Below are 26209 nucleotides of genomic sequence, written 5' to 3'. Positions count from 1 at the left end.
AAGGCGGTGGACGATTAGATGTTGAAAAAAAGTACAGCGATACTCTTGATGGTGATCGGGCTGCTTGGCGGCAGTCTGCTCACTTTTGCCTATACTGGAACGACTACAGTAGGGAACAGCGCTCTGGGCGAAGGACTGCTGGCGAGTGTGACAGGTAGCAGTTCTACCTCCAGAAGTGATATCCGCAAAATCGAGACGGCGATGGACCTGATTCAGGGACAATATTATCAGGATGTGGATCGTACCAAGCTGGTGGATGGCGCCATCAATGGTATGATGGAGTCGCTCGGCGACCCGTATTCCTCTTATATGGGTAAAGAAACTGCACAACAGTTCGAGCAATCTATAGAAGGCTCTTTTACCGGGATCGGAGCTGAAGTAGCGGCTGAAAACGGAAAAGTAGTTGTAGTCACGCCAATTAAAGGCTCGCCGGCTGAAAAGGCAGGGCTACGCTCTAAGGATATTATTTTGTCTGTTAATGGTGAAACACTGGACGGATTGGATCTGAACAAGGCCGTTTCCAAAATCCGTGGACCTAAAGGCAGTCAGGCGAAAGTCAAAATTCAGCGCAGTGGCTCTCCTGATCCGCTCGAATACACGATTACCCGTGACAATATTGATATGGAAACTGTAACAGCTCATATGGAAAGCGACGGTGTAGGCGTCATCACGATCACCCAGTTCTCCTTGAATACAGCAGAACGATTCAAGGAAGAGTTGGCGAAGCTCGAGAAGCAAGGGCTAAAAGGGCTCGTCATTGACGTGCGTAATAACCCGGGCGGCGTGCTTTCCGTGGTCATTGAGATTGCGCAGCAATTTGTACCTTCCGGCAAAACGATTGTACAAGTGGAAGACAAGAATCAGAAGCGTGAAGAAGAGAAATCCAAAGGTTCACGTAAAAATTACCCTGTGACTTTGCTAATGAATAAAGGTAGCGCAAGTGCGTCCGAAATTCTGGCAGGTGCTCTCCAGCAATCAGCAGGTGCTGTGTTGATCGGGGAAAACTCCTTTGGTAAAGGTACTGTACAAACCAGCTATGACAAGCAAATGGGTGACGGTAGCCTGCTCAAAATCACGATTGCCAAATGGTTAACGCCAAATGGAACGTGGATTCATAAAAAAGGGATTAAGCCGAACATCGCGGTGGAACAGCCTGAATACTTCACAGCAGCACCGCTGAACAAGGAAAAGTCCTTGAAATACAATATGAATAGCAGTGATGTGAAAAATGCACAAATCATTCTGCAAGGTTTGGGTTACAAACCAGGTCGCGAGGATGGCTATTTTGACAAAGTAACTGAAAGCTCTGTTATTGCTTTTCAAAAACAAGCGAAGCTGACGGCTAGTGGCATCATTGATGCGAAGACAGCAGCAGCGATGGAAGCCAAGCTGATTGAGAAAATTCGTGATCCGAAAAATGATAATCAACTCAAGCAGGGGATTGAAGAGATTCGGAAGGAAATGAAGACAAGCGTAGCGAAATAATAGTGAGGCTACAACAAGGGGGCTGGAAACAGCCTCCTTTTATATTGGGATTTATTTGCAGTCTGTCGGTTTGTCTTCCCTACGTTGGCAATTTCATATAGAATAAATGGATATGAAGTGTACGTGATCCGCTATACAGCGGGCCAGGGGCATAAGGGAGTGTGAATGGACTTGGAATGGGCATTACAATGGGGATGGAGCGTCTTGAATGCTTGCTTATACCTGCTTATGCAGCCGTTTTATTATATCTCAATACTCATTGTCGCACTTGGTTATCGTCGGCAAATGCTGCTGGAGCGCAAGCTATTTCATACTAAAATGCATAGCTGGGCCTCAGAGACCTGGCGTGTCGTATGGAGTGGTTTGCTTGCTGGAATGGCGCTATCCGCTCTGGGAATGTTCGTCAGCGTGCATCTGAACCCGGCTTCCATCGTGTGCCTGTGGGTAGCAACATTACTGCTCATGCTGGTACGCGTCCGTTACCTGTGTCTCGCTTATTCGGTAGGTCTGCTAGGTGTGGTTCAATTTTTCCTAAATGTGGCCAGTGGCTGGCAACCTGTGGGAGCGCTTGGAACTTCAGTAACGGCTATCCGCGGATTGGATATTCCAGCACTGTTGGTGTTGGTCGCCGTGCTGCATGTGGCTGAGGCGCTGTTGGTTCGCTGGCAAGGGGGGAAAGCTGCCACTCCACTGTTTGTCGAGGGCAAACGGGGGAGATTGGTTGGCGGCTATCGGATGGAAGATCTCTGGCCCATTCCGTTGTTATTGCTGGTACCCACTCAGGGAGGATTCATGCTTCCCTGGACACCGTTATTCGGCGGCGATGCCGGAACCGGGTATATGCTGGCAGCCTTACCAGTCCTGATGGGCTTCAGCAGCGTGACGCTAGGCCAGCTACCACGACAGAAGGCGGTACTCACTTCGAACCGCTTGCTTCTGTACAGTGTGGCTTTACTTCTGCTGAGCTTGCTGGCTGCATGGTGGAGTCCGCTGATATTGTTAGCAGCGTTATTCTCTTTTCTGGCTCATGAGGCACTGATCTGGTATGGTAATATGGAGGAAAGTCGTCTTAGCCCGATGTTTGTCCATCCGGAGCAAGGGATGCGTGTGCTCGCTGTGCTGCCAGACAGTCCGGCGACAGCCATGGGCATACTGCCGGGCGAGGCCATTTACCGCGTGAATGGAGTTATTGTGAATACCCGTGCCGAGTTACACCAGGCCTTGCGGATCAATTCTGCCTTTTGCAAGCTGGAAGTACGCAATCTGCAAGGCGAGAGCAAGTTTGTGCAGCGAGGCATGTACGATGGCGATCATCACCAGCTAGGGGTCGTGCTTGCACCAGATGCAGACGCGAGCTGGGCCGTATCCCTACAGCCGGCCTCCATCTATCGGATTGTTGCCATGCATATAGGCGCACGGCGACGTAAAGCTGGACAGGCATCGCAGGCAGAGGGTACACAGTTGGATACCATGAACAAATAGATGTTACACTAAGAGGGTAGTCATTATTTGATTAGAGTCGAATAAGGCTACGCTCTTTTTATATGCCGACAGTAGCCTGCTTGAAATCAATATTCTGATCGGTATACAATGAATATGTAATAAGAAGCGTCGATGAACCGAATGTCTATCATGTGTGTCAAGCAGGGAGAGGAAAAGATGAACGCGATTCACTTTATTCGAGAGTACATCAGGCATCCACGCAGCGTAGGCGCTGTTATACCCAGCTCAAGACAGTTGGCCAAACAAATTGCCACACCGATTTACTTTGACAAAGCATCGTGCATTATTGAATATGGTGCAGGGACCGGTGTGTTTACGCAAGAGCTGATTTTGAACAAGCGTCCAGAAACGCTACTTTTAGTGATTGAAGCTAATGAATCGTTTTACAAAACGCTACAAAGCAAGTACGGACACTTGGAGAAGGTACACATCATTCATGGATCGGCTGAGCATGTAGCGCAGTATATACGACAGTATGAGGTTCCAAAAGTGGATTATGTCGTATCAGGGCTCCCTTTCACCAGCCTGCCAGGCGCGTTATCTAGCCTTATTTTGGGACAAACGGCTGAGGTTTTGGGCCAGGAAGGCAAATTTATTACGTTCCAGTACAGCAAGGTCAAACACAATTTTTTCCGCACCTTTTTTGCTGACATTCAGATTAAAAAGGTAAACTGCAATGTCCCGCCCGCTTATGTGTTCACGTGCAGCCTGTAACCTTGCAGCTATGTAGAAGATTAGAATAAATACGAATGCGATTATACGGATGATTATGAGAAGACTTGGTCAGCGTCATTAAGATACTGAAACGGTCTTTTTTTGTTGTCCACTTTCATAGATATATAAGAAGGGGATATGTTAAAAAGCAAAATTCATTTAAGGAATCATATTTTAAAATGGGGCTTAACCTATATATTACATAAGATGGAACCCACTAGATTTTTGTAAGATTCATGATAAATCTGAACTTTTGTTAAAGGAGATTTATATATGGTAAAACCACTGATATTCATGCGTTGGTGTGAGTACTATAAGTTAAGTGATCGTGAGACGGACTTTGTATCTTTTTTTATGATGAATTTCTCGGCTGCCCGTTCAGGCAATCAACCGAAGCTTAGGGAGCAGTTTGTTGAAATTCAGAAAAAAACCTTTCCTGAGTACCCGTTTGATATTACCCCGGAAGAACTGGATTACTCCAAATTCGAAGGTTTGATGAAGCAGGTGTTGAAAATCCATTTTGACACGGCCGAGCTACTATACTCCTTTTACCTCCAAAAGCTGTGCGCACCTTTGGCAGAATACATTTTATCCACTGGAGAATCAGAGCCTGCGCGCATCTATTATAAGCTTATTCAAAAGGATAAAGTACGGTAGGAAAGACGAGTGTGGATAAGCAAGAGCTATTGGGATACTCAAGCAATATGGTTATTTAAGAAATTAATACTAGCTAATTAAAACAATAGTTAAAAATGTCAATATACCTTTGTGTTAAGGTAATATTATAAATCCAGTTTCAAAGAAAGAGGGTGTTGTCTTCGGCTGGAACATTTCAAGCAGGGATATGACGCTGTACCAGAACGATAAACTCGTTTGGAATCAGGAGCCTTAAAGCCTTGTAGAGCGGCACTCGTATGGGTGCCGCTCTTTTCAAACTTAAAGGAGGAAAGCGGCATGAAGGAGAAAAATAGTAGTGGTATTTGGTCCAAACGTTCCAAATGGCTGCCGGTCGTCATGGCATGCACGATTATAGTAGGGGGGGCTCTACCGACTCCAACTGTAGTTCACGGTCAAACGGCAAAGACCGTTACCATTAAAGTCGATACATCCAAGGATCGTAAGCCGATTAGCCCTTATATTTACGGTACGAATCAGGAATTGACAGGCGATGAGAATCTGACTGCCAGACGACTTGGTGGCAATCGAATGACCGGATATAACTGGGAAAACAATATGTCCAATGCAGGAAGTGACTGGATGCAGTCCAGCGATAGCTATTTATGCGACAACGCCGGATTGACAAAAGCCGAATGTGAAAAGCCAGGTGCGGTGGCAACCTCGTTTCACGATCAATCGCTGAAGCAGGGCACATATTCTTTAGTCACGCTGCCGATGGCTGGTTATGTGGCCAAGGATGGAAACGGAAGTGTGCAGGAAAGTGAAAAGGCCCCTTCTGCTCGTTGGAATCAGGTCGTAAACGCTAAAAATGCGCCGTTTCAACTACAGCCTGATCTGAATGACAATCAGGTTTATGCGGATGAATTCGTCAACTTTTTAGTGAAAAAGTACGGCGTTGCTTCAACAAAGACGGGCGTGAAAGGATATGCGCTCGACAATGAACCCGCTCTCTGGTCGCACACGCATCCGCGCATTCATGGTGAAAAGGTCGGAGCCAAAGAGTTGGTAGACCGGTCGGTAAGTTTATCCAAAGCTGTTAAAGCGGTTGACGCGGGTGCGGAAATTTTTGGGCCCGTTCTTTACGGTTTTGGCGCCTATACAGATCTTCAAACCGCACCTGATTGGAACTCTGTAAAAGGCAACTACAGCTGGTTCGTGGACTATTACCTGGATCAAATGCGCCTTAGCTCGCAAGCTGAAGGCAAGAGATTGCTGGATGTTTTCGACGTCCACTGGTATCCCGAAGCGATGGGCGGAGGCATACGAATTACGAATGAGGTAGGCAATGACGAAACGAAGAAAGCCAGAATGCAGGCGCCTCGTACTTTGTGGGATCCGACCTACAAGGAAGATAGCTGGATCGCTCAATGGAACAGTGAATTCTTGCCTTTATTGCCTCGATTAAAGCAGTCGGTGGATAAGTATTACCCGGGAACCAAGCTGGCTTTGACTGAGTATAGCTATGGCGGCGAAAATGATATTTCTGGCGGTATCGCTATGGCCGATGTGTTGGGCATCTTGGGCAAAAACGACGTTTATATGGCAAACTACTGGAAGTTAAAGGAGGGTGCCAACAACTACGTTAGTGCCGCTTACAAGCTTTATCGCAATTATGACGGAAAAAGCTCTACTTTCGGTGATATCAGCGTTAACGCGCAAACGTCGGATATTGTTAATAGCTCGGTGCATGCTTCTGTAACAGATGCATCCTACAAAGAACTGCACCTCGTTGTCATGAATAAAAGCATGGACAGCGCATTCGACGCCCAATTTGATCTTTCCGGCGAGACGACTTACGGTTCCGGTAAAGTATGGGGCTTCGACAAAAATAGCTCGCAAATTAAGGAATCCGCACCAATCACGCAAATTTCAGGCAACCGCTTTACCTATACAGTACCACCATTGACGGCTTATCATATCGTCTTGACTGCTGGCAATGATACGTCTGTGCCACCTGTGGAAGGTCCTGAAAGCTTTGCGCTGAGGGCTGAGGCTGGCGATGGGAAAGTCGATTTATCCTGGGACGCTTCCAGCGGAGCTGTAGGGTACAGTGTACAGCGGGCTACGTATGAAAACGGTCCTTTTACTGCTGTAGCATCCAACTTGGTCGAAACGTCTTATACAGATACCAACGTAACGAACGGCACTTCTTATTATTATAAAATAACCGCAAAAACAAAGGCGGGAATAAGCGAATCCAATGTTTTGAAAGCGGTTCCTCGAGCGCCTGTAGACGGATCCAATCGCTATGAAGCCGAAGAGGGCACGCTGAAGGGAACCATTGTGGAGTCCAGCGGGACCGGCTTCTCCGGTACTGGTTATGTAACTAATTTTCACAATGCAGGGGATTCCCTGACGATGAAGATCCAGGCAGAGGCGGCAGGCTTGTACAATCTTACCATCGGCTACCGTTCTCCTCATGATGACAAACGCACGAATTTCTCATTAAACGGCAAAGCATTTGGCGAGCTGGTACTTAAGAAAACGGCTGATTTTAAAGAAACTTCCGGAGGCAAGGTGTTGTTGAATGCAGGTGCGAATACGATCGGTTTTGAAGCAGGCTGGGGCTGGTATGATATCGACTACGTCAAGCTGGAGCCAGCTGCTGACCGCCCACCCCATGCGGTAACCAAAACGCTCACCAATCCGAATGCGACGGTAGAAGCAAGAGCATTGATGAACTACCTGGTTGATCAATACGGGAAGAATATGCTTTCCGGTCAAGAGGAAATAGCCGAAATTGATTGGCTTCAAGCCAATGTAGGTAAAAAGCCGGCGATTGCAGCGCTTGACCTGATCGACTATTCGCCAAGCAGAGCGGAACACGGTCTTAGTTCCACAGAGGCGGAAAAAGCGATTGAATGGGATAAGCAAGGGGGCATTGTTACCTTTGCATGGCACTGGAACGCGCCGAAAGGGCTTATTGATACGCAGGGAAAAGAATGGTGGAGAGGTTTCTATGCCGATTCGACCACATTCGATATTGAATATGCGATGAATCATCCAGAGTCTGAAGATTATAAATTGCTTATTCGCGACATCGATGTGATTGCAGGGCAATTGAAGAAGTTGCAGGATGCGAAAGTTCCTGTCCTGTTCCGTCCTTTGCACGAAGCGGAAGGCAAATGGTTCTGGTGGGGCGCTAAAGGTCCTGAGCCTGTTAAAAAATTGTATATTTTGATGCACGACCGTTTGACTCATGTACACAAATTGAACAATCTGATCTGGGTCTGGAACTCTGTTGCTCCGGATTGGTATCCGGGAGACGAGTATGTGGATATTTTAAGCTTTGACTCTTATCCGCAAGCAGGCGACTATAGTCCACAAATTGCAAAATACGAAGACCTTGTTACATTGAGCAAGGACAAAAAGTTAGTTGCCATGAGCGAAAACGGACCTATCCCGGACCCTGATCTGATGAAGGCGTATCAAGCCCATTGGAGCTGGTTCGCTACATGGTATGGAGATTTTCTGAGAGACGGCAAACAAAACAGCCTTGAGCATTTGAAAAAAGTGTATAATCATCCGAATGTCATTACGCTTGAAAAGCTCCCGACTAACCTAAAAACGTATGGCATTACCGAGCAGCCATCAGTACCGGGCAGCTTCACGCTGAACGCCGCGGGCGAAACGGCGAAAGTAAAGCTGAGCTGGACAGCATCGGCGAATGCGGCAAGCTATGAAGTGAAGCGTTCGACGGCTGAAAACGGCGCTTTCGCCACAGTAGCGAGCGATGTATACGGAAGCAGCTACACCGACATAGCCGTAACGGCAGACACGATGTACTATTACCAAGTCGTAGCGAAGAACGATGCAGGTCAAACGGTTTCGAACACGGCTAGCGCAGCGCCGAAAGCGGATACTCAGCAGCCGACAACGGGATTGGTGCTCCAGTATCGCACAGCGGATACAAATGTGAACGACAATCACTTGAACCCGCATTTCCAAATTGTAAACAAAGGTACAGCCTCCGTACCGATCAACGAGTTGAAAATTCGCTACTACTACACGATCGACGGCGAGCGCGCGCAGACATTCAACTGCGACTATGCGACGCTGAGCTGCTCGAAGCTGAATGGTAAGTTGGTTAAAATGGATAAAGCTGCAACCGGAGCTGATTATTATTTGGAAGTCAGCTTCAACTCGGATGCAGGCGTGTTAGCACCTAGAGGAAGCACGGGCGGAATTCAAACTCGTATTCATAAAACAGACTGGTCGAACTATAACGAAAGTGACGATTACTCGTATAAAGGCACGCAAACTTCATTCGCCGATCATACGAAAGCTACGTTGTATCATAATGGGGTACTTGTTTGGGGAACCGAACCGACAGCTAATTAAAATGATATAAATACTATCGCTGAAATGAGCAGGGGGATTTGTATCCTACCTGCTCATTTTTTTATACGAGAAGCCATCTATATGATTATTTTGTAAAAAATGAAATGATATGTTTATTTCTATTCTTTTTGTAACATATCAAGAATTAGAATGGAATTAATTAGAAGGAAGGGGGTTGGAAAATGTAACAGAAACGTAGCCACAGACATAAAGCAAGGTGTTTAGTAGCTTAAGAACTTTTAAAGAAGACTATTAAAGAGGAGAAATGACAAATGAAAAAAGCAATCTTAGCACTATCAATTTCCGCGTTAGCTTTATCTTTAGGGGGAGTAGCTTCGGCTTCACCAGTAAGTTCAACAATATCTGTTGGAGCTCCAGCAAAAGTAACCGTAACCTTTAGTCCTGCCAATGGAGAAAAGCCACCTATTACAAAGCAAGATACTCCCCCACTTAAATTAGGTATAGGTAGCTCATATGCTATGGAAGGTTCTAACTGGATGATTTTGTATGGAAGTGATGTTGTCGAACTTCATGGAAATAAAGCTAAGATGATCGGTTATGGAACAGCCCAAGTAGCCGCATATAAATCTAATGGAGACAAGCTTGGAGTTTATACTTTTGATGTTAGAAGATAGATAGTACTTATATGCAGTGAAGGAGGTGAAGTACGCTTCACTTCCTTCACTTATTTATTATCATGGATTAATCGGGTAAGTAATCTCTAGATCAGGGAAATACTCTATTTTTGGATTTCCATCTTTGTCTAATTCAAATTTGCTCTTATCATCTTTTCTTAAGATAACCTTGTCGACCTTTATAGTAATTGATTTGGGGAGAGAGGTGAAAGGTTCAAAACGTGAATCAGTTATCAGAACGTTTCCATCCGTAGCACTCCAACCGTTGTTGCTTATAAATTTTAGTTGTTTTCCTTTATCATCGTAAATTTCATACTCCAAAAAAGGAAGTGACGAAATTTTCGAATTAGTAGGTAGCTTTATGCGAGTAGTGATGCTGGTTGTAATCGGTGTGAGCTCAACTTTTTCTAGGGTATAGTCAATGTTTGAATACTTTCGCTTAAGAGACGGTGTAAAAACCAAGTTATTCTTGGTGTTCTTTTCCACAGGAATTTCTATTTTAAATGGTTGCTTAATGCCGGAGACAGGCATGGAGACTGTCAAATTAAACTTATCTGGGAAAGGCTTCCCTCCCTGGTTACGTAAATCTGAAAATTGTATAATTGTTGAATTAGAATTTTTCCCAGGTATCGTATAAGGATCAATGGAGTTGCTAGTGTTAGCAGGTGCATAGGAGTTTATTTCTTCTCCATTAATAGTAAGTATTACATCGTTGATCAGTGATGATACCGTTTCATTTGTAAATTTTTTATCAGTGGTTTGTCGTTCTAGGGCAATGGATACACGTGTTCCATCAAACATGACCTCCGGTACGCTGAGAGTCAGGCCATCGTGAGTGTCACTAAGATTTGGTTTGGATAGTAGCCCTTTTTCGTCCGCTGTTTGTAAACCAAGATCACCAGCTAGCTGGAATATAGAATTCATACCTGGAACTTGTTTTAAGGATGCAGCCATTGTTGGTGAAATGAATCCAGTACTAACGACAAGTGTAAACGCCATTACAAGTGCAGCGGAGGTTCCGAAAAAGGCATTGCGAACTCTTTTTGAACGAGAGTTAGAGCGCTTATAACGTCTTGTTTTCATATTGCTATAGCGTTCCATAGTTCTATCTATTAAATCCACTTGTAATGGAGTATTCCGAATAAGCTTTTGTAAGTGCTCGATTTCTTTATCTTCCGGGTTTAAATGAATGCTCAATTTGTTTTCCTCCCTTTTCATTGTAGTTAATTAGCTTTTTACGGAGTCGCTCATATCTTTTTCGGATCGTGGATGATTTCAGTCCCATAATTGTAGCAATCTCTTCGTAGTTGTAATCCTCAAGCGAACGTAATAATAAAATCTGGCGATCTTTTAATGTTAGCTGGTCCAGTAACTCGTGAATTAAATTTGTATATTCATGTATGGGCTGTTGCTTTAGATTCAGTCTGTACTGAATGAAGGACTTGAATGTTCTAGCGTTTCTTTTTAATAGGTCAGTACAATGATTTTGAGCGATTTTGTAAAGCCAAGCTGAAAAAGAGACGGTAGGTACAAAATGATGTAAATGTTCTAGCCCTCTAATGAATATTTCTTGAGCAGCATCTTCCGCTTCTTCCCGATTTTTAAGTAAATAGTAGCAATATAAAAAGATCTGTTGTTGATAACGCCGTATGATATGTGTGTATGCTTGTTTGTCGCCTGCTTGGATCTGCTCTATGACAAGATTAATGTCTGCGTTTTGATTATCTGTATTTAGTTTTTCCATTAACGTCCCTCCTTTCTGCCTATATAACTGAAAAAGGTATGCGTTTGTGACATTCAAATAAAAAAACTTGAAGTTTGTTTTTAATGGTTCTCCAGATGTACCTCATTCAACTTTTCAATTATCACGGAATTCGTAAAAAAAAGGCTTCCTTCTAAGGCATCATAAAATAAAATGACTTTATAGACCATATATTTCACTATTTTAATTATTTTGTAATGAAATGAAGTTTTTACGACCGAAATCACATGTTAAGTATGACTTACGATATAACTGCAACTATATTGAGGGGGATTGAAATGAAACATACACCTACGATCCGCTCGACGATAGAGACCGAACTCAAGCAAAGGGGATATACATTTAGCAGCTTTAGTAAAATATCTGGTATTAACCGTGGTACATTCAGTACCATGCTGAACAGTAACCCGCCCAAGCCAATCTCCGTTCGGCAGATGGACCTGATTACTAAGGCATTAGGATATCCAGAAGGCTGGCTGTATGAGCTGTACATAGATGAGTGCTTTCACGAGGGGAAAGGGCACTGGAAACGGATCAAACCTTTTTTATTGCGTTGTGTGGAGTTGGGGAGGAAGGAGTGTATTCAAAAGGTATTGTCGAGACTAACGGAGGACTTATCCTATGTGTCTACAGTATTTGAGTTTGCAGAAGAACTGCATAAAGGGGGGAAGGAAAAGGAAGTTGCCCCTTTTTACGAGTGTGTGGTAGAGAACGAAAGGTATCATCATTCCGAGCGGCTGGCTGTCAGCCAATATAGGCTATTTTCTTGCTCTTTAAACAAAGATCTGGAGAATAATCGTCAACAAGCTATAAAATTTGCTCCATATCGCAGAAACTTGCCTGAAAATCATCAACTGGATGCTTTATTAAAGCTGGCAAATGTGTACTACCAGGTTGATGATTGTGAGATAACTATACAATATGCTAAAGAACTTGAGGAGATCACCAAAAATATTTTTGAACAGCAGATTCTAACTAGGCAGAAAAAACATGAAATCAAGCCTCTAAATACAGAAAGACATCTAATCGTCTATTATGGTCAAGCCTACTTAATACAGGGAGTTGCCCTTGAAAAGCAAGGGCTGTATGAAGAAGCAATGAAATTTATACCTTACTATGAAAAATTGACTTCTTTTAAAGGGCTAGATGAAGTGGGAGTTTTAGAAGCACAGAAATTTGAAATGTGGGCAGAGGCAAACCGTTTGAATTTAGAAATTCTAATGGGAGATATGACTAATTTACCCGCTTATGTGGAACTAATTAGGAATAATCCTCAGGAAATATTACTTGGGCTACTAACCATAATAGAGTCAGCCAATACCTACAATTACACAGTAGACGATATTTTGATCAATTTTGCTGAGAATATTAAGGAATTCAGAGACTTACGTACAAATATTTCCTATTACAAAACGAATTATAATCTAGTAAACTGTTCCCGTTTTTTTCTCGAGCTTAGTCGCTATTATTTTAATAAGGGAAATTACTCCGAGGCGATTGATAGTATGTTGAACAGTCTCAAAGCATCCTCACAATTGAATGATAAAGCTTTCTATATCAAGTCTATCACGTTGTTGTTTGAGAAATACAAAGACCGTTCGACACATGAACAACGGGCAGAATATGAAAAAGTACTTAAAACTGTTGAAAGTAATATTAAGCAAATGACTTCTTGAAACTTATAAAAGGCTATGTGACCTACTACTATTATTAGGTAGAGAAACATAGCCTATTTGGTATTTAAATAGCAAGGCTATTCGGAAATCTAATTTTTTTCATTACCATTTAAATTATCAGGGTTATTTTCAGAAAGCTCACGCTCTGAAGAAATAAACAGTTCCTTTAAAATACGATAAGCTTTATTCTGTTCCGCTTCATTCTGCTGGGAAAGTATATGAATGTATTCCCAAATCCAGGGCTGGCTTTTGAGTTCTTCATATGGGTTGTAGTCAAAAAATGCAAATACGTTTGTGTTCAGCGCCTCTGCTATTTTCTCCAGTGTCTTGATCTGCACATTGACCTCACCGCGCTCTAACTTGCCGATATAGGAACCTGTTGAATCGGATGCTTCTGCTAACAGTTCTTGTGTAATACCCCGCAATTTTCGAAATTGGCGGATTTTTGTTCCTAATAGTTTCGTTGTTTCCATAGACATCCACACTCCTATAGTATGAGTGTAGACAAAGCTAGATTAAGCGTGGAGGTAATTAAATTACCTTAATTATTCGTCGTTTAGTTCTTGTAAGAACTATTTTAATAACATCAAATTCCATAATATAATAAAACAGTGTAGAAAAGGGGTTGACCATCATCCAATTTATTCATATAATTTCTAGTATATTGTAATTGATTGTCGAGGAGGGTGATTTTTTAAAATCATCTGAATATGCCGGGGGTGTTTTTATTGGAAAATGCAACCACGATTCGTTCGGAAATTGAGAAAGAATTAAAACTAGGTGGCTACACGTTTAATAGTTTTGGACAAGCTACGGGGCTTAACCGGGGTATATTTAGTGCGATGCTTAACGGAAATCCACCTAAACCTATATCTGTAAGACAAATGGACTTGATTACCAAAGCCTTTAATTATCCAGAGGGCTGGTTATATGATCTGTATGTGGATGAATGTTTTTATGATGGAAGACCACATTGGAAAAGGGTCAAGCCGTTCCTGATTCGTTGTGTTGAAGTGGGAAACCTGCGATGTGTTGAGAAAGTGCTTTCACGCTTAATGGAAGATCTTAACCACATTCCAACAATCTTTGCTTTGGCAGAGGAGCTTTATGAAGGGGGGAAGCTGCAAGAGGCAATTCCTTTCTATGAATGTGTCATTGAAAATGAAAAGTATCAACATTCTGAGAGATTGGCGATAAGCCATTATAAATTGTTTCGTGCAAAAGTTGGAGAGAATACTGAATTAAATTTAAAGGCGGCTATACGATTTGAACCTTTTCGTTTTCGGTTGCCAGAGTGCCATCAATTAGACGGATTGTTGCAACTAACAAATATATATTCTTCACTACATAAATGGCAAGAAACAATTACACACAGCGATGAGCTTTGGGAACAATCTAAAATTATATATGAAGAAGAAAAAAAAAGAAGGGCTCGGAAAAACAGGAATTATGTACCGATAAAGACCGAACGACATTTAGTAGTATATTATGGGCAAGGATTACTTATGAAAGCTTATGCCTTACAAAAAATTGGTGACTATGAGAATGCAAAAAAAATTGTTGCTGAGTATGCCGATCTAAGTTGGTTTGAGGGTTTAAACACCGTTGGGAAAAGAGAAGTGGAAAAGTTTAAGGTATGGTCTATGGGGAACTCTTATACACTTGATTTACTATTAGGAGATACGTCTGTGCTCCCTCAATATGTAAACTTATTAGAGAACAATAATGATGAGATATTACCAGGTCTTGTAAATATTTTAGAATCGGCTAATAGAAATTTCTTCTCAGTTGACAGTATATTGGATCGATTTATCCAATATATTGATATTTTTAGAAATACTCAGGATGTAATAATTATGGATGATTATTATAATTTTAATTTTCAATTAGCCATTTATTATAGACGAAATAAGAGATACAAGGATGCAATAAATGCTAATTTACAATGTATACAGATATCATTCTTTCTTAAAAATGTAGAGAGTTTCGCCCAAAGTATGGTTTTATTCGAAAATAATAGAGCTTTATGTGACGAAGGACAAATTGAGATTTATAAATCTATTATTAAGGAGGTGTGCAAAGATGAGGAAGGTTTTACTTTCACTTTTGCTTTCTCTAATAGTAGTTAGTAATATCGGGGTTCTTTCTTCTTTCCATGATATTATAGTTAGTAATAATTCTCATATTTCAGTTTCTAGTCATGGTAGAGGTGGGTGAAATCCAATAGTGCTGTTCACTTCCAGATGAGTTCCAAGGGAGTTTTCCAAGTAAATAGATATGAATCAAGAAACCAGCCTCGTTAAGGCTGGTTTTTTGATTCATCCCGTTAAAGGGATGAATTGGGTTTTATTATATTTTTAACCTGTAGGGAAGGTATCAGCTTGTAAACTAATGTAAATACCACACCGAACAGGAGGTTTATTGATGTGAAATGGAAACAATTGGAGGAATGCATCGAAGAAAAGCGGAAGGAACTAAATGATTTGGCGAATGAGGTGGGATTGAAGGATCGGCGGGTGTTAATCAAGTCCATGGAGTTAGATCGACTTCTTAATAAATACAGCGACTGGAAATATAGCTATCGTAGACAACAGAGCATCCCCCAAAGTTCACAAATACAAGAGAAGCAACACGAGCTTGTCCTATCTTATTAATCTTCAAGCATCATGACAAGATAGAATCTAACTTCACCAGGGCTTCTAATACATAGTGGGATATAGAATAAACAAGATAATCTCTATTGCATCTCGTACGCTGCTCTTATCCACGTTGTTCGTACGGTTTATTGTTCTGCGTCTACATCAGGCGGAAGCCATGTATTAATGATGAATATGTATCAAAAAAACCTCCCGATTCACGTTATTACGTGACTCAGGAGGTTTTTGGGTTTTACTGTTGAAGTTGGCGTAGTACGGTGATTTCGACACGGCGGTTTTTTTGTCGTCCAGCTTCGGTGCTATTGTCACCAACCGGTCGGGTATCTGCATAACCTGCATACTGAAATCCTGTGGGTGAAAGTTGCTCTCTGTCGAGAAAGAATCGGAGTACAGATAGTGCCCGTGCGCCGGAAAGCTCCCAGTTGTCCTTGTAGGTCGATGAGTTTGATGAGCGCGTGAACGGAATGTTGTCCGTATGGCCCTCAATGCTAATCGGTGTTTTCAAATCTCGAAATAGACTGGCCAACTTGGATAGTGTGTTGGCAGAGCCTTGCTTGAGTGCAGCTCTACCTTGATCGAATAAAAAGCGGTCATTTAGCGTAATGACAATACCACGCGGCTGATCTGACACAAAAATCTGATTTTCCAGTTTGTTGTCCGTAATATATTCTTGAATGACACCCATTAAATTTTGCAGTTCTTTTTCCTGCGTGCGGAATGCTTGTTCACGTTCGGTAAGCTTTGTCGATCCGGCTTCCTTTTTATCGGCTGCTGGTTGCTTGGTCGCGGGTGGATTCTTGCTGGTATAACGATCGGCAGTACCTGTAATGCCCGAGCCTTGCTCCAAAATAGAATCTCCCTTGTGGAACGTATCCTGAAGGGATTGAACAACGACATCGTATTTTTTAGCATCCAAACTACTCATGGCATACATCACAACGAAAAATATGAGCAGCAGGGTGATTAGATCGGCATAGGTAATCATCCAGCGGTCACGATGGTCTCCGCCGCCTCCTTGACCCCCACGGCGCTTACCGCGCGTTCTCATGGAAGTCCTCCTTTGGAGATGCGTCCTCAGTGCGTGAGCGACGAGGCGGTTTGCGATCTATATTTTGCTCTGAGCGGATAAAGAACTCCAACTTTTTGCGTACAAGCTTTGGATTCTCTCCGTTTTGGATAGCCAGAATACCTTGCAGCAGCAAATCCATCGTGATAATTTCACTCTCACTGGCAGCTCTTATTTTGGATGCGATGGGCAGAAAGATCAGATTGGCGCTAGCAACGCCGTATAGGGTTGCGATAAAGGCAACAGCAATGGACGGACCAAGCGCAGTAGGCTCGGTCAGGCTGCCCAGTACATGGATTAGGCCCATGACAGTACCGATAATCCCCATCGTAGGGGCATAACCGCCTGCGGATTCAAATATTTTGGCGTACCCCTCATGTTTGTGTTCAATGGCATCTAACTCAAGCTCTAAGATCTGTTTGATCTGTTCCTGCTCGGTGCCGTCGATGACCAACTGAAGACCTTCGCGCAAAAATGCATTCGGATGCTCTGACGAAATACGCTCTAGCGCAAGCACACCGGATCGGCGTGAGGTGGCAGCCATGGAAACCAAATCTTCTATATATTGCTCCGTAGGATTTTCCTCACGGCTAAATGCCATCCGTAGAGCGGTGGGGATCGTCTTCAGCTTGGAAGCGGGGTAGCTGATCACAACTGCGGCGAAAGTTCCTCCAAATACAATGAGAGCCGATGTACCTTGAAGCAGCCCGGTAAATTCGCCGCCTTCCCATAAGAAGCCACCGATTAATGCTATGATTCCTGCGATGATGCCCAATACGATGGTGATATCCAAAATTTAATTCACTCCTATTCAAGACTTATCGTTTGCATCCGCAGTAAGAAAGAGGTATAATACGGGAACAAACATTCTTATCCAACCATATTTCCCAAGTATCATTGCTCGGGAAATATCGACATAGAGTTACAGGTAAAGACGTTAAAGCTCGACTGGTGTAAAATCATGATGTTTCCATTTTAGACGATAAGGGTGATGCAGGGCAATGAGTGATATCGTTGTTAGCGATAAGACTTTTGAAATTCAGTCGGAATTCCAACCTCAAGGCGATCAGCCCCAGGCCATTTTTGAATTGGTAGAGGGAATTGCAGAAGGAAAGAAGCATCAAACGCTATTGGGTGCTACGGGAACAGGTAAGACGTTTACCATCGCACAAACCATTGCCAAGTTAAATCGGCCTACGCTGGTTATTGCACATAATAAGACTTTGGCTGCTCAACTGGCGAGTGAGTTTAAAGAATTCTTTCCGAATAACTCCGTCGATTATTTTGTCAGCTACTATGATTACTATCAACCGGAAGCATATATCCCGTCTTCCGATACGTATATTGAGAAGGATTCCAGCATCAATGAGGAGATTGATAAACTTCGCCACTCAGCGACAAGCTCTCTGTTTGAGCGTCGTGACGTTATTATTGTAGCGAGTGTCTCCTGCATTTATGGTTTGGGTTCGCCGAAAGAATATTCAAGCCTGCTGCTTTCGCTTAGAGTTGGCATGGAGAAACCCCGCAATCAGATTTTGTCCCGCTTGGTCGATATTCAATATCAGCGGAACGATATCAACTTCGTGCGGGGTACTTTCCGTGTACGGGGGGATGTTGTTGAAATATTCCCGGCTTCCCATGGGGAACATGCTATACGTGTAGAACTATTCGGGGATGAAATTGAACGAATTACCGAGATTAATGTGCTTACAGGTGAATTGATCGGTGAACGTGATCATATTGCTATTTTCCCGGCATCTCACTTCGTTACTCATGAGGATACGATGAAGGTAGCATTGGTCAACATTGAACGTGAGCTTGAAGAGCGGTTAGCAGAGTTGAAGGAGCAAGGGAAGCTGTTAGAAGCGCAACGTTTGGAGCAACGTACCCGCTATGATATCGAGATGATGAAAGAGGTTGGTTTTTGTTCCGGTGTCGAGAATTATTCAGGTCCACTGACATTCCGTGAGCGAGGAGCAACACCATATACGCTAATGGATTATTTCCCGGATGATATGCTGATCGTCATTGACGAGTCCCATGTTACATTGCCGCAGATTCGTGCCATGTATAACGGTGACCAAGCACGTAAGAATGTACTGGTGGATCATGGTTTTCGTTTGCCGTCTGCATTGGATAATCGCCCGTTGAAGTTTGAAGAGTTTGAGGACAAGGTAAGTCAGATTATCTATGTATCAGCTACTCCAGGACCCTATGAGATGGAGAAGTGCGAAACGATGGTGCAGCAGATTATTCGTCCTACCGGGCTTCTTGATCCGATTATTGAGGTGCGTCCGAGCAAGGGGCAGATTGACGATCTTATTAATGAAATACGGCTTCGCATAGAACGTGAAGAACGGGTGCTGGTGACCACACTTACGAAGAAGATGTCCGAAGATTTGACTGACTATTTAAAAGAAGTAGGCATCAAGGTCCGGTATATGCACTCCGAGATTAAGACGTTGGAGCGGATGGCTATTTTGCGGGATCTTCGTCTAGGGACCTTCGACGTGCTAATCGGGATCAATCTTTTGCGGGAGGGTCTTGATTTGCCGGAAGTATCTCTGGTCACGATTTTGGATGCAGACAAAGAAGGCTTCCTGCGTTCTGAGCGCTCTCTGATACAGACAATCGGACGGGCAGCACGGAACAGTGACGGTCGTGTTATTATGTACGGCGATAAGATTACCGATTCTATGGATAAAGCGATAAAGGAAACGGAACGTCGGCGTGCGATTCAAATTCAGTATAATGAAGAACATGGGATTACCCCGCAAACCATACGTAAAAAGATTCGTGATGTTATTGAAGCAACTAAGGTGGCAGAATCGAAGAATGATTACCTTCCTAATGAGACGGGTAAACTTTCCAAGAAGGAGCGCCAATCACTCATTCAGCGTCTGGAAGCAGAGATGAAAGACGCCGCCAAGAACCTACAGTTCGAGCGGGCAGCCGAGCTGCGTGATGCTTTGCTGGAGTTGCGAGCTGATTAAACATTGAGAATAAGCTAGAAGCAAAACATATGAAAATAAAATGTTTGATTGCTTTGCTTTTAAAAATAGTGAGGGCGGCCTATGTGGTCGTTCTCTTTGCGATATATCACTTCCATGGGATAATCCAATGCGATATAGCATGACGTGAACTACGGCTAAGGAGATGAAACATTTGGCGAATGAAAGCATCATCATCAAAGGCGCACGCGCGCATAATCTCAAAAATATTGACGTGACGATTCCACGGGACAAGTTCGTCGTCCTGACAGGGCTTAGCGGCTCAGGTAAATCGTCGCTGGCTTTCGATACGATCTATGCGGAAGGGCAGCGGAGGTATGTGGAATCTTTATCTGCGTATGCCCGTCAATTTCTCGGGCAAATGGAGAAGCCGGACGTTGATTCGATTGACGGTCTGTCTCCTGCCATTTCCATTGACCAAAAAACAACAAGTCGGAATCCGCGTTCTACTGTCGGAACAGTTACCGAAATCTATGACTACCTGCGGTTGTTGTTTGCCCGGGTGGGTCATCCTCATTGTCCTGAACATGGCATTGAAATCACGTCACAGACCGTCGAACAGATGGTAGACCGCATTTTGCAGTATCCTGAGAAGACACGACTGCAAATCCTAGCTCCATTGGTATCGGGTCGCAAAGGTGAGCATAAAACACTGTTTACGGATATAGCCAAGCAGGGCTTTGTGCGGGTACGTGTGAATGGCGAACTGCGTGAATTGTCTGAGAAGATTGAGTTGGAAAAGAATAAGAAGCACTCGATTGAAGTGGTCGTAGACCGCATCGTTGTCAAGGAAGATGTGCGTGCGCGTCTGTCTGACTCTATTGAGACGGCATTGAATCTTTCAGGCGGGCAGTTGCTTGTAGACATTATGGGGCAAGAGGAGTTGCGGTTCAGCTCCAACTTTGCATGTCCTATTTGTGGATTCAGCATAGATGAACTGTCTCCGCGGATGTTTTCCTTTAATAGTCCGTTCGGCGCTTGCCCGGATTGCGATGGGTTAGGAGTTAAAATGGTGGTTGACCCTGATTTGCTCATTCCCGATCCTGAAAAAAGTGTGGAAGATGGGGCGTTTCAGGCTTGGAGTGGGGGAACTTCCACTTATTATCCTCAATTTTTACAGTCAGTATGCGAGCACTACGGTATTCCACAGGACATTCCTGTTAGTCAATTGACGACAGAACAAATGAACCTCATTTTACATGGAACGGGTGAGCAGAAGATCCGTTTCCGCTATGAAAATGATTTTGGTCAACGTAAGGAAGCCTATGTGACCTTTGAGGGGATTATCCCCAACTTGGAGCGTCGGTATCGTGATACGGCTTCTGAGGGCATACGTGAATTTATTGAAGGCTTTATGAGTGCAAAGCCATGTAACACCTGTAAGGGACATCGACTGAAAAAAGAAAGCCTGTCGGTAACCATTCAAGAGCGCAATATTGCTTATGTAACAGCCCTGTCTATCGGTGAAGCCTCAAACTTTTTCCATACACTGGAGCTGAGTGAGAAGGAGAAGTCGATTGCCAATCTCATTTTAAAAGAAATTAACAGCCGACTGGGATTCCTCGTTAACGTGGGTCTGGAATACCTGACTTTAAGCCGTGCGGCAGGCACGTTGTCAGGCGGTGAGGCACAGCGTATCCGATTGGCGACACAGATCGGGTCCAGTCTGATGGGTGTGCTTTATATTTTGGACGAGCCTAGTATCGGGCTGCATCAGCGAGATAATGATCGTCTGATTAGTGCTTTGGAGCATATGCGGAATCTTGGCAATACCTTGATCGTGGTGGAGCATGATGAAGATACGATGATGGCGGCGGACTATATCATTGATATCGGGCCGGGAGCTGGAATCCACGGTGGGATGATTATGTCGCAGGGGACCCCGCAGGAAGTTATGGAAGACCCGAATTCCTTAACCGGGCAGTATTTGAGCGGACGCAAGTTCATTCCGGTCAATACCGAGCGGCGCAAGCCTGCTGATAAGTGGCTGGAGATTCGCGGAGCTAAGGAGAACAATCTCAAAAATGTGAATGTCAAAATTCCGTTGGGTGTTTTCTCGGCTGTTACTGGTGTATCCGGCTCTGGAAAATCGACGCTGGTCAACGAAATTTTGTACAAAACGTTGGCGCGTGATCTGAACCGGGCGAGAGTGCGTCCAGGGCAGCACAAAGAAATTCGCGGGCTAGAGCATATCGAAAAGGTTGTTGAGATCGATCAATCGCCAATTGGCCGTACACCGCGTTCCAATCCTGCAACGTATACTGGTGTATTTGATGATATCCGTGACTTATTCTCGCAGACGAACGAGGCCAAAGTACGAGGCTACAAGAAAGGCCGCTTTAGCTTTAACGTTAAGGGAGGTCGTTGTGAAGCTTGTAGAGGCGACGGCATCATCAAGATTGAGATGCATTTTCTGCCAGATGTGTATGTTCCATGTGAAGTGTGCAAAGGCAAGCGTTACAACCGGGAGACCCTGGAGGTTAAATACAAAGGAAAAAGTATTGCCGATGTGCTGGAGATGACGGTAGAGGATGCGACGGAGTTTTTTGAAAATATTCCGAAGATTCATCGCAAGATCCAGACGCTGATGGATGTAGGTTTGGGGTATATCAAGCTGGGTCAGCCTGCGACTACCTTGTCTGGCGGTGAAGCACAGCGTGTGAAGTTGGCCTCCGAATTGTATCGTCGCAGCACAGGCAAAACCATTTATATTTTGGATGAGCCGACAACTGGTCTGCATGTTCACGATATTGATCGATTATTGACGGTGCTGCATCGTTTGGTTGATTCAGGAGAGACGGTGCTGGTCATTGAGCATAATCTGGATGTGATTAAAACAGCCGATTATCTGATTGATTTGGGACCGGAAGGCGGAAGTGGCGGTGGAACGATCTTGGCTACCGGGACACCGGAGCAACTCGTGAAAGTCGAAGAATCCTATACAGGTCGATACTTAAAGCCGATCCTTGAACGGGATACAGAGCGTAGCCAAGCGCTTCAGACAGTCGATCTATAGATATCGTTTAACGTACGCTTTAAAAGCCCTGCACAGGCAGGAAGGCAGAATACGAACTACTGTATTTATGCCTTCGCCTTGGCAGGGCTTTATTTTTTTTGTAAAAAAAGAAAACTTTTATCAAATTCCTGCGTTAAAGCATGTGACACGTAGTTTACCAAGCGCTGGGATAATAAATCTATACGTATATTCATCGACAGAAAGTCTCTGAGTAGTCTCTAAATTTTGGAGTTTTGGATGTTTAGGTTCGGACTTGAAGAGGTAAATATATAAATCGTCATAGCATCATACAAAGTTCCGTGCCCACGTGACACCATTACAAGTTGAAGCGAAACCGTCTCTAGTTTTATCACATCTAAGGTTCATACAACATCTCTGAGGAAGTCATGAAGGGAGCTGGAACGCTTGAAGGTTAAGCAAAGTAGAGTTTTACGTACACGTGTGTATACATGGGCAGCAGGAGCTGCTTTGGCGGCATGCTTGATGGGATATAGTGCTGCACCGTCCTATGCCTCCGAGGTGTCCGAGGCGTTTGTGCCCAAACAAGCCGAAATCGAAACAAGTGCGGCCATTGGCAGTATTAAGGATTTAGGAAACGCTCACAATTACATTCAACCCACAGCAAATGGTGGGTTTTTAACGCTGAACGTCGAGGACGATACAGAAGCAAGTGTAGTACACGTCACATATGGCAAGCTGGACAGTTCTGTGGAGGCTGTATGGAAACATCAGCAGGATCTGAACGTACAGCCTGGAACAAGCAGCAGGGGAGTCCAGCGGGAGACGTCGGATGGTGGCTTGCTGTTTCTGATTGAATATACAAAACCGAACGGAATACGAGAGTTGCAGGCTTCACGATTGGACGAGGATGGAAACACCTTGTGGTCCAAAACATTACCCACAGATGGCTTGATATCTCATGGGGAGGATTCTCAGGTTGGCTTGGAGCCACTGGAGGATGGCGGTTTCCTGGTCTCCTATCTGAACCTTGCGGAACAGTCCTTCACTGTACTCAAATACACTGAAACTGGCGATATACAATGGAATCGAACGACGGCCGGAGTGACCTCGGGTTGGCTGGTCGGCAGTCACAATGGATATTATGCGCTTTTGAACAGCTCAGATGGTCCCGTGGGGGTACAAGCAGATGTATATGGTCGCGATATCCGTGACATCCATCTGGACTTGGGATCAGGTAAAGAAATTGCCGCAGTACGTGAGTTGCCGAGCGGTCATATTGCTGTAACAGGGCTTAAAGGAAACAGCAAGCGTACACAGGTGCTAAGTAATAGTCTGCAATTATTTAGCAATACAGCGGACTACGGGGCTGACCAGGTGTATCTGCCTGAGGAGCAGCTGTATGTCCAGTTCAGTGATCAATATGATCCACTGGGGAAAACGACGAAGATGCATGGCATCACCATTACAGGCTTGAAAGAAAACGGTACGAAGGTGTGGGAAACGAGGACTCATTATAAGGAGGACAATTCCTTCGGCATCCGGTATGATACGGGATTGATATATAAGATACCTTCAGGCTACGCGGTGGTGACATCTACAACAGGCGCTCATAAACCGACAGTGCTTGATTTTGCAAAAATATTGATACCGGAGTAATCCGGTGTCTTTTTTTTGTGAAAGTGAGGGAGACGATATTGCGGGGCTGTATGGCGATAAGAAACAGCCTGCTTGTATATGGGATACAAGCAGGCTGTTAATAGGCTCTATATTTAGGATGCAACGTGGCTGGACTGTAAAATGGCAGACAGCTTTTCCTGGAAAGTCGGAATACCTACACGCTGTACATATGCGTAAAAGCTTTCGCCAGCGCTCCTGTTTTCTTTGTAGAACAGAATGAGCTCCGCCAGCACAGGTCCAACCTGATCCCCACGTACGCGACCTTTGAGCGCCTTGTTAAACTGGGCGCCTGCCCCAAGCGCTCCGCCGACAGCGATGTCGAACGCGTCGACCAAGCCTTCCGGTGTCTTTATGAGCGAGCCTTGCAGACCGATGTCCGCAATATGCTTTTGACCGCAGGAATTTGGGCAACCGATAAAATGAATGCGCACCTTTTCATCCAATTGTACGTGCTGATCCAAATACTCGGCAACGTCAACCGCCCGTTTTTTGGTTTCCACAATCGCCAGATTGCAAAACTCATTTCCTGTGCACGATACCGTACGACTCATAAAATGCTTGGGTCGTGGTGTCAGGCGTTGCAGCACGGGAGCTTCCAGTAGTTCATCCACTTGCTCATCCGGCACGCCGCTCAGCAAAATATTTTGCGACATCGTGGTACGAATCTGACCATCGCCATAGCGGTCAGCCAGTTCGGCCAGTTCATGCAACTCGTCAGCGCTAAGGCGACCGACAGGCACGTTCAGACCGACATAGTTCAGGCCTTTTTGGGCTTGAGGATGCACACCGTCAAAATAGGCGGCTTGCCAGCCAATCGTTTTGTCCTCGCCTCTTCCGGGCATTTCACCGATATACTCGGTGAGCTTAGCCAGAAATTTGTCTGGGCCCCAATCGACAACCAGGAATTTCAAGCGAGCATGGTGCCGCTTTTCCCGATAGCCGTAATCACGGAAAATGGTGGTGACAGCAATAGCAACCTTCAGCACTTCCTCTGGACGAACAAACAAATCCAGAGACTGTGCCATATGCGGCTTGGCGGACAAACCTCCACCAACCATCACATGGAAGCCGATCACTTCTTTTCCGTCGAGGATCTTGGTGGCCGGAGTGAAGGACAGGTCGTTAATTTCAGCCTGTGCATTGTTGTACGTATTACCGGAGATAGACATTTTGTACTTACGCGGCAGATTGGAGAAGTCTCGATTTAATAAGAAAAAACGGTTTACTTCATCTACAATCTCTTGGGTATCCACCAATTCATTGGGATCAATACCAGCCAGCGGATTACCGACAATGGTACGCGGGCAGTCTCCACAGGCTTCGAAGGAATACAAGTTGACTTTTTCCAGTCTTTCAAAAATATCGGGCAAGCTTTCGACTGTCAGCCAGTGGAATTGAATCGCCTGGCGAGTGGTGACGTCCACAAGACCGCGTCCGTATAGCGCGGATATGTCTGCCAGTGCATGTGCTTGTGCTGAAGTCATGATCCCTGTGTTGATGCGGACTCGCATCATGAAATGACCATCCTTGGGCTTTTGCTGATATACCCCAGCCCATTTGAAACGATCCATATCGTCCGCAGAGATCGAGTCATAGCCTTCGTTGGCATAGTTTTCAATAATGGTACGGATAACGTCGAGACCGTCCTTTTCCAGCTTGACTAACTCGAATTTGTTAAGCTTATCGGGATGAGCGTTCCAGATTGGTTCGTAGGCCATTCTTTTAACCTCCTGTAGGTGCTTATTTATACTTTAGTGTTTTGGATAGAGGACTCATGATTTTATTCTTTATTTCCGACAATAAAACTAAGATATAATGTGATGGTATCATAGTTGGTTATGCCCGTAAATGAAGGAATGACCTAAACGGTATAACGATTATTTATCGTTTTTGCTTATTTTTTTGATATAAGGATTTGGAAAATTTATAATATAAATAGCATGAGAGGACAGGGATGCAGCAAACGGCGCCTTTTAGAAAAAGATAGGGCTTAAAGCGATTGTATACGTGTCCCCTCTATGGTAGAT

General features: G+C 44.3%; 18 protein-coding genes. 12 read left to right on the top strand and 6 right to left on the bottom strand.

All coding sequences use genetic code 11. From position 1 onward, the window contains the following. The first annotated feature begins 18 nt into the window (after window positions 1–18). The 6 genes from MKY98_RS23660 to MKY98_RS23635 all read left to right on the top strand — a co-directional run bounded on the left by MKY98_RS23660 (window position 19) and on the right by MKY98_RS23635 (window position 9356). Window positions 19–1485, top strand: coding sequence for a S41 family peptidase (locus MKY98_RS23660; RefSeq protein WP_029514549.1), 1467 nt, complete (start codon window positions 19–21; stop codon window positions 1483–1485). A gap of 165 nt (window positions 1486–1650) precedes the next feature. Continuing rightward, window positions 1651–2967 carry a PDZ domain-containing protein gene (locus MKY98_RS23655; RefSeq protein ID WP_069010688.1) on the top strand — a complete coding sequence of 439 codons (1317 nt, stop codon included), beginning with the start codon at window positions 1651–1653 and terminating at the stop codon, window positions 2965–2967. 177 nt (window positions 2968–3144) lie between these two features. Continuing rightward, entirely contained in the window at window positions 3145–3702 is a 558-nt protein-coding gene (locus tag MKY98_RS23650; protein ID WP_029514547.1) for a class I SAM-dependent methyltransferase, read from the top strand. Between the two features lie 273 nt (window positions 3703–3975). Continuing rightward, the gene (locus MKY98_RS23645) at window positions 3976–4359 is read left to right on the top strand and encodes a hypothetical protein (protein ID WP_029514546.1); all 384 of its coding nucleotides are present in this window, start codon (window positions 3976–3978) and stop codon (window positions 4357–4359) included. A 297-nt stretch (window positions 4360–4656) separates the two neighbouring features. Then, the gene (locus tag MKY98_RS23640; RefSeq protein ID WP_069010689.1) at window positions 4657–8721 is read left to right on the top strand and encodes a glycosyl hydrolase; all 4065 of its coding nucleotides are present in this window, start codon (window positions 4657–4659) and stop codon (window positions 8719–8721) included. 272 nt (window positions 8722–8993) lie between these two features. Continuing rightward, the gene (locus MKY98_RS23635; RefSeq protein ID WP_029514544.1) at window positions 8994–9356 is read left to right on the top strand and encodes a hypothetical protein; all 363 of its coding nucleotides are present in this window, start codon (window positions 8994–8996) and stop codon (window positions 9354–9356) included. A gap of 60 nt (window positions 9357–9416) precedes the next feature. On the opposite strand, the gene MKY98_RS23630 is transcribed toward MKY98_RS23635, so the two are convergent. Together MKY98_RS23630 and MKY98_RS23625 are read right to left on the bottom strand one after the other, a co-directional pair. Beyond that, window positions 9417–10553 carry a DUF4179 domain-containing protein gene (locus MKY98_RS23630; protein WP_069010690.1) on the bottom strand — a complete coding sequence of 379 codons (1137 nt, stop codon included), beginning with the start codon at window positions 10551–10553 and terminating at the stop codon, window positions 9417–9419. Further along, complete coding sequence (locus MKY98_RS23625; protein ID WP_069010691.1) at window positions 10525–11100, bottom strand: RNA polymerase sigma factor; 576 nt, start codon at window positions 11098–11100, stop codon at window positions 10525–10527. Before MKY98_RS23625 ends, MKY98_RS23630 begins: the two co-directional genes overlap by 29 nt. Before the next feature lie 296 nt (window positions 11101–11396). On the opposite strand from MKY98_RS23625, the gene MKY98_RS23620 reads away from it, so the two are divergent. Next, entirely contained in the window at window positions 11397–12794 is a 1398-nt protein-coding gene (locus tag MKY98_RS23620) for a helix-turn-helix domain-containing protein (RefSeq protein WP_069010692.1), read from the top strand. Between the two features lie 89 nt (window positions 12795–12883). Here MKY98_RS23620 and MKY98_RS23615 read toward each other — a convergent pair whose 3' ends face one another. After that, window positions 12884–13267 (bottom strand): helix-turn-helix domain-containing protein, encoded by a 384-nt coding sequence (locus MKY98_RS23615; protein ID WP_069010693.1) that lies wholly within the window; start codon window positions 13265–13267, stop codon window positions 12884–12886. Window positions 13268–13522: 255 nt separating this feature from the next. Here MKY98_RS23615 and MKY98_RS23610 point away from each other — a divergent pair, with 255 nt between their 5' ends. After that, entirely contained in the window at window positions 13523–14923 is a 1401-nt protein-coding gene (locus MKY98_RS23610; RefSeq protein WP_245231602.1) for a DNA-binding protein, read from the top strand. Between the two features lie 297 nt (window positions 14924–15220). Next, window positions 15221–15448, top strand: coding sequence for an aspartyl-phosphate phosphatase Spo0E family protein (locus MKY98_RS23605; RefSeq protein ID WP_023990607.1), 228 nt, complete (start codon window positions 15221–15223; stop codon window positions 15446–15448). A gap of 235 nt (window positions 15449–15683) precedes the next feature. On the opposite strand, the gene MKY98_RS23600 is transcribed toward MKY98_RS23605, so the two are convergent. Then, a complete protein-coding gene (locus tag MKY98_RS23600) occupies window positions 15684–16499 on the bottom strand; it encodes a flagellar motor protein MotB (RefSeq protein ID WP_069010695.1) in 816 nt (271 codons plus the stop codon). Then, the gene (locus MKY98_RS23595) at window positions 16483–17310 is read right to left on the bottom strand and encodes a flagellar motor protein (protein WP_069010696.1); all 828 of its coding nucleotides are present in this window, start codon (window positions 17308–17310) and stop codon (window positions 16483–16485) included. Before MKY98_RS23595 ends, MKY98_RS23600 begins: the two co-directional genes overlap by 17 nt. Before the next feature lie 208 nt (window positions 17311–17518). Between MKY98_RS23595 and uvrB the strand changes: the two genes are divergently transcribed. The 3 genes from uvrB to MKY98_RS23580 all read left to right on the top strand — a co-directional run bounded on the left by uvrB (window position 17519) and on the right by MKY98_RS23580 (window position 24161). Next, window positions 17519–19510, top strand: coding sequence for an excinuclease ABC subunit UvrB (uvrB, locus tag MKY98_RS23590; RefSeq protein WP_029514536.1), 1992 nt, complete (start codon window positions 17519–17521; stop codon window positions 19508–19510). A 172-nt stretch (window positions 19511–19682) separates the two neighbouring features. Next, on the top strand, window positions 19683–22544 hold the full coding sequence (gene uvrA, locus MKY98_RS23585; protein ID WP_029514535.1) for an excinuclease ABC subunit UvrA: 2862 nt from the start codon (window positions 19683–19685) through the stop codon (window positions 22542–22544). A 405-nt stretch (window positions 22545–22949) separates the two neighbouring features. After that, window positions 22950–24161 carry a hypothetical protein gene (locus MKY98_RS23580; RefSeq protein WP_029514534.1) on the top strand — a complete coding sequence of 404 codons (1212 nt, stop codon included), beginning with the start codon at window positions 22950–22952 and terminating at the stop codon, window positions 24159–24161. Between the two features lie 113 nt (window positions 24162–24274). Here the strand turns inward: MKY98_RS23580 and MKY98_RS23575 are convergent, their stop codons facing one another. Further along, window positions 24275–25900, bottom strand: a complete 1626-nt coding sequence (locus tag MKY98_RS23575) for a nitrite/sulfite reductase (RefSeq protein ID WP_039271414.1) — start codon at window positions 25898–25900, stop codon at window positions 24275–24277. Window positions 25901–26209: the final 309 nt, after the last annotated feature.

The organism is Paenibacillus sp. FSL M8-0228 (assembly GCF_038007385.1).
Lineage (GTDB): Bacteria > Bacillota > Bacilli > Paenibacillales > Paenibacillaceae > Paenibacillus > Paenibacillus polymyxa_D.
The sequence above is the reverse complement of the archived record's forward strand: the minus strand, read 5'-3'. Positions and strand labels throughout refer to the sequence as shown.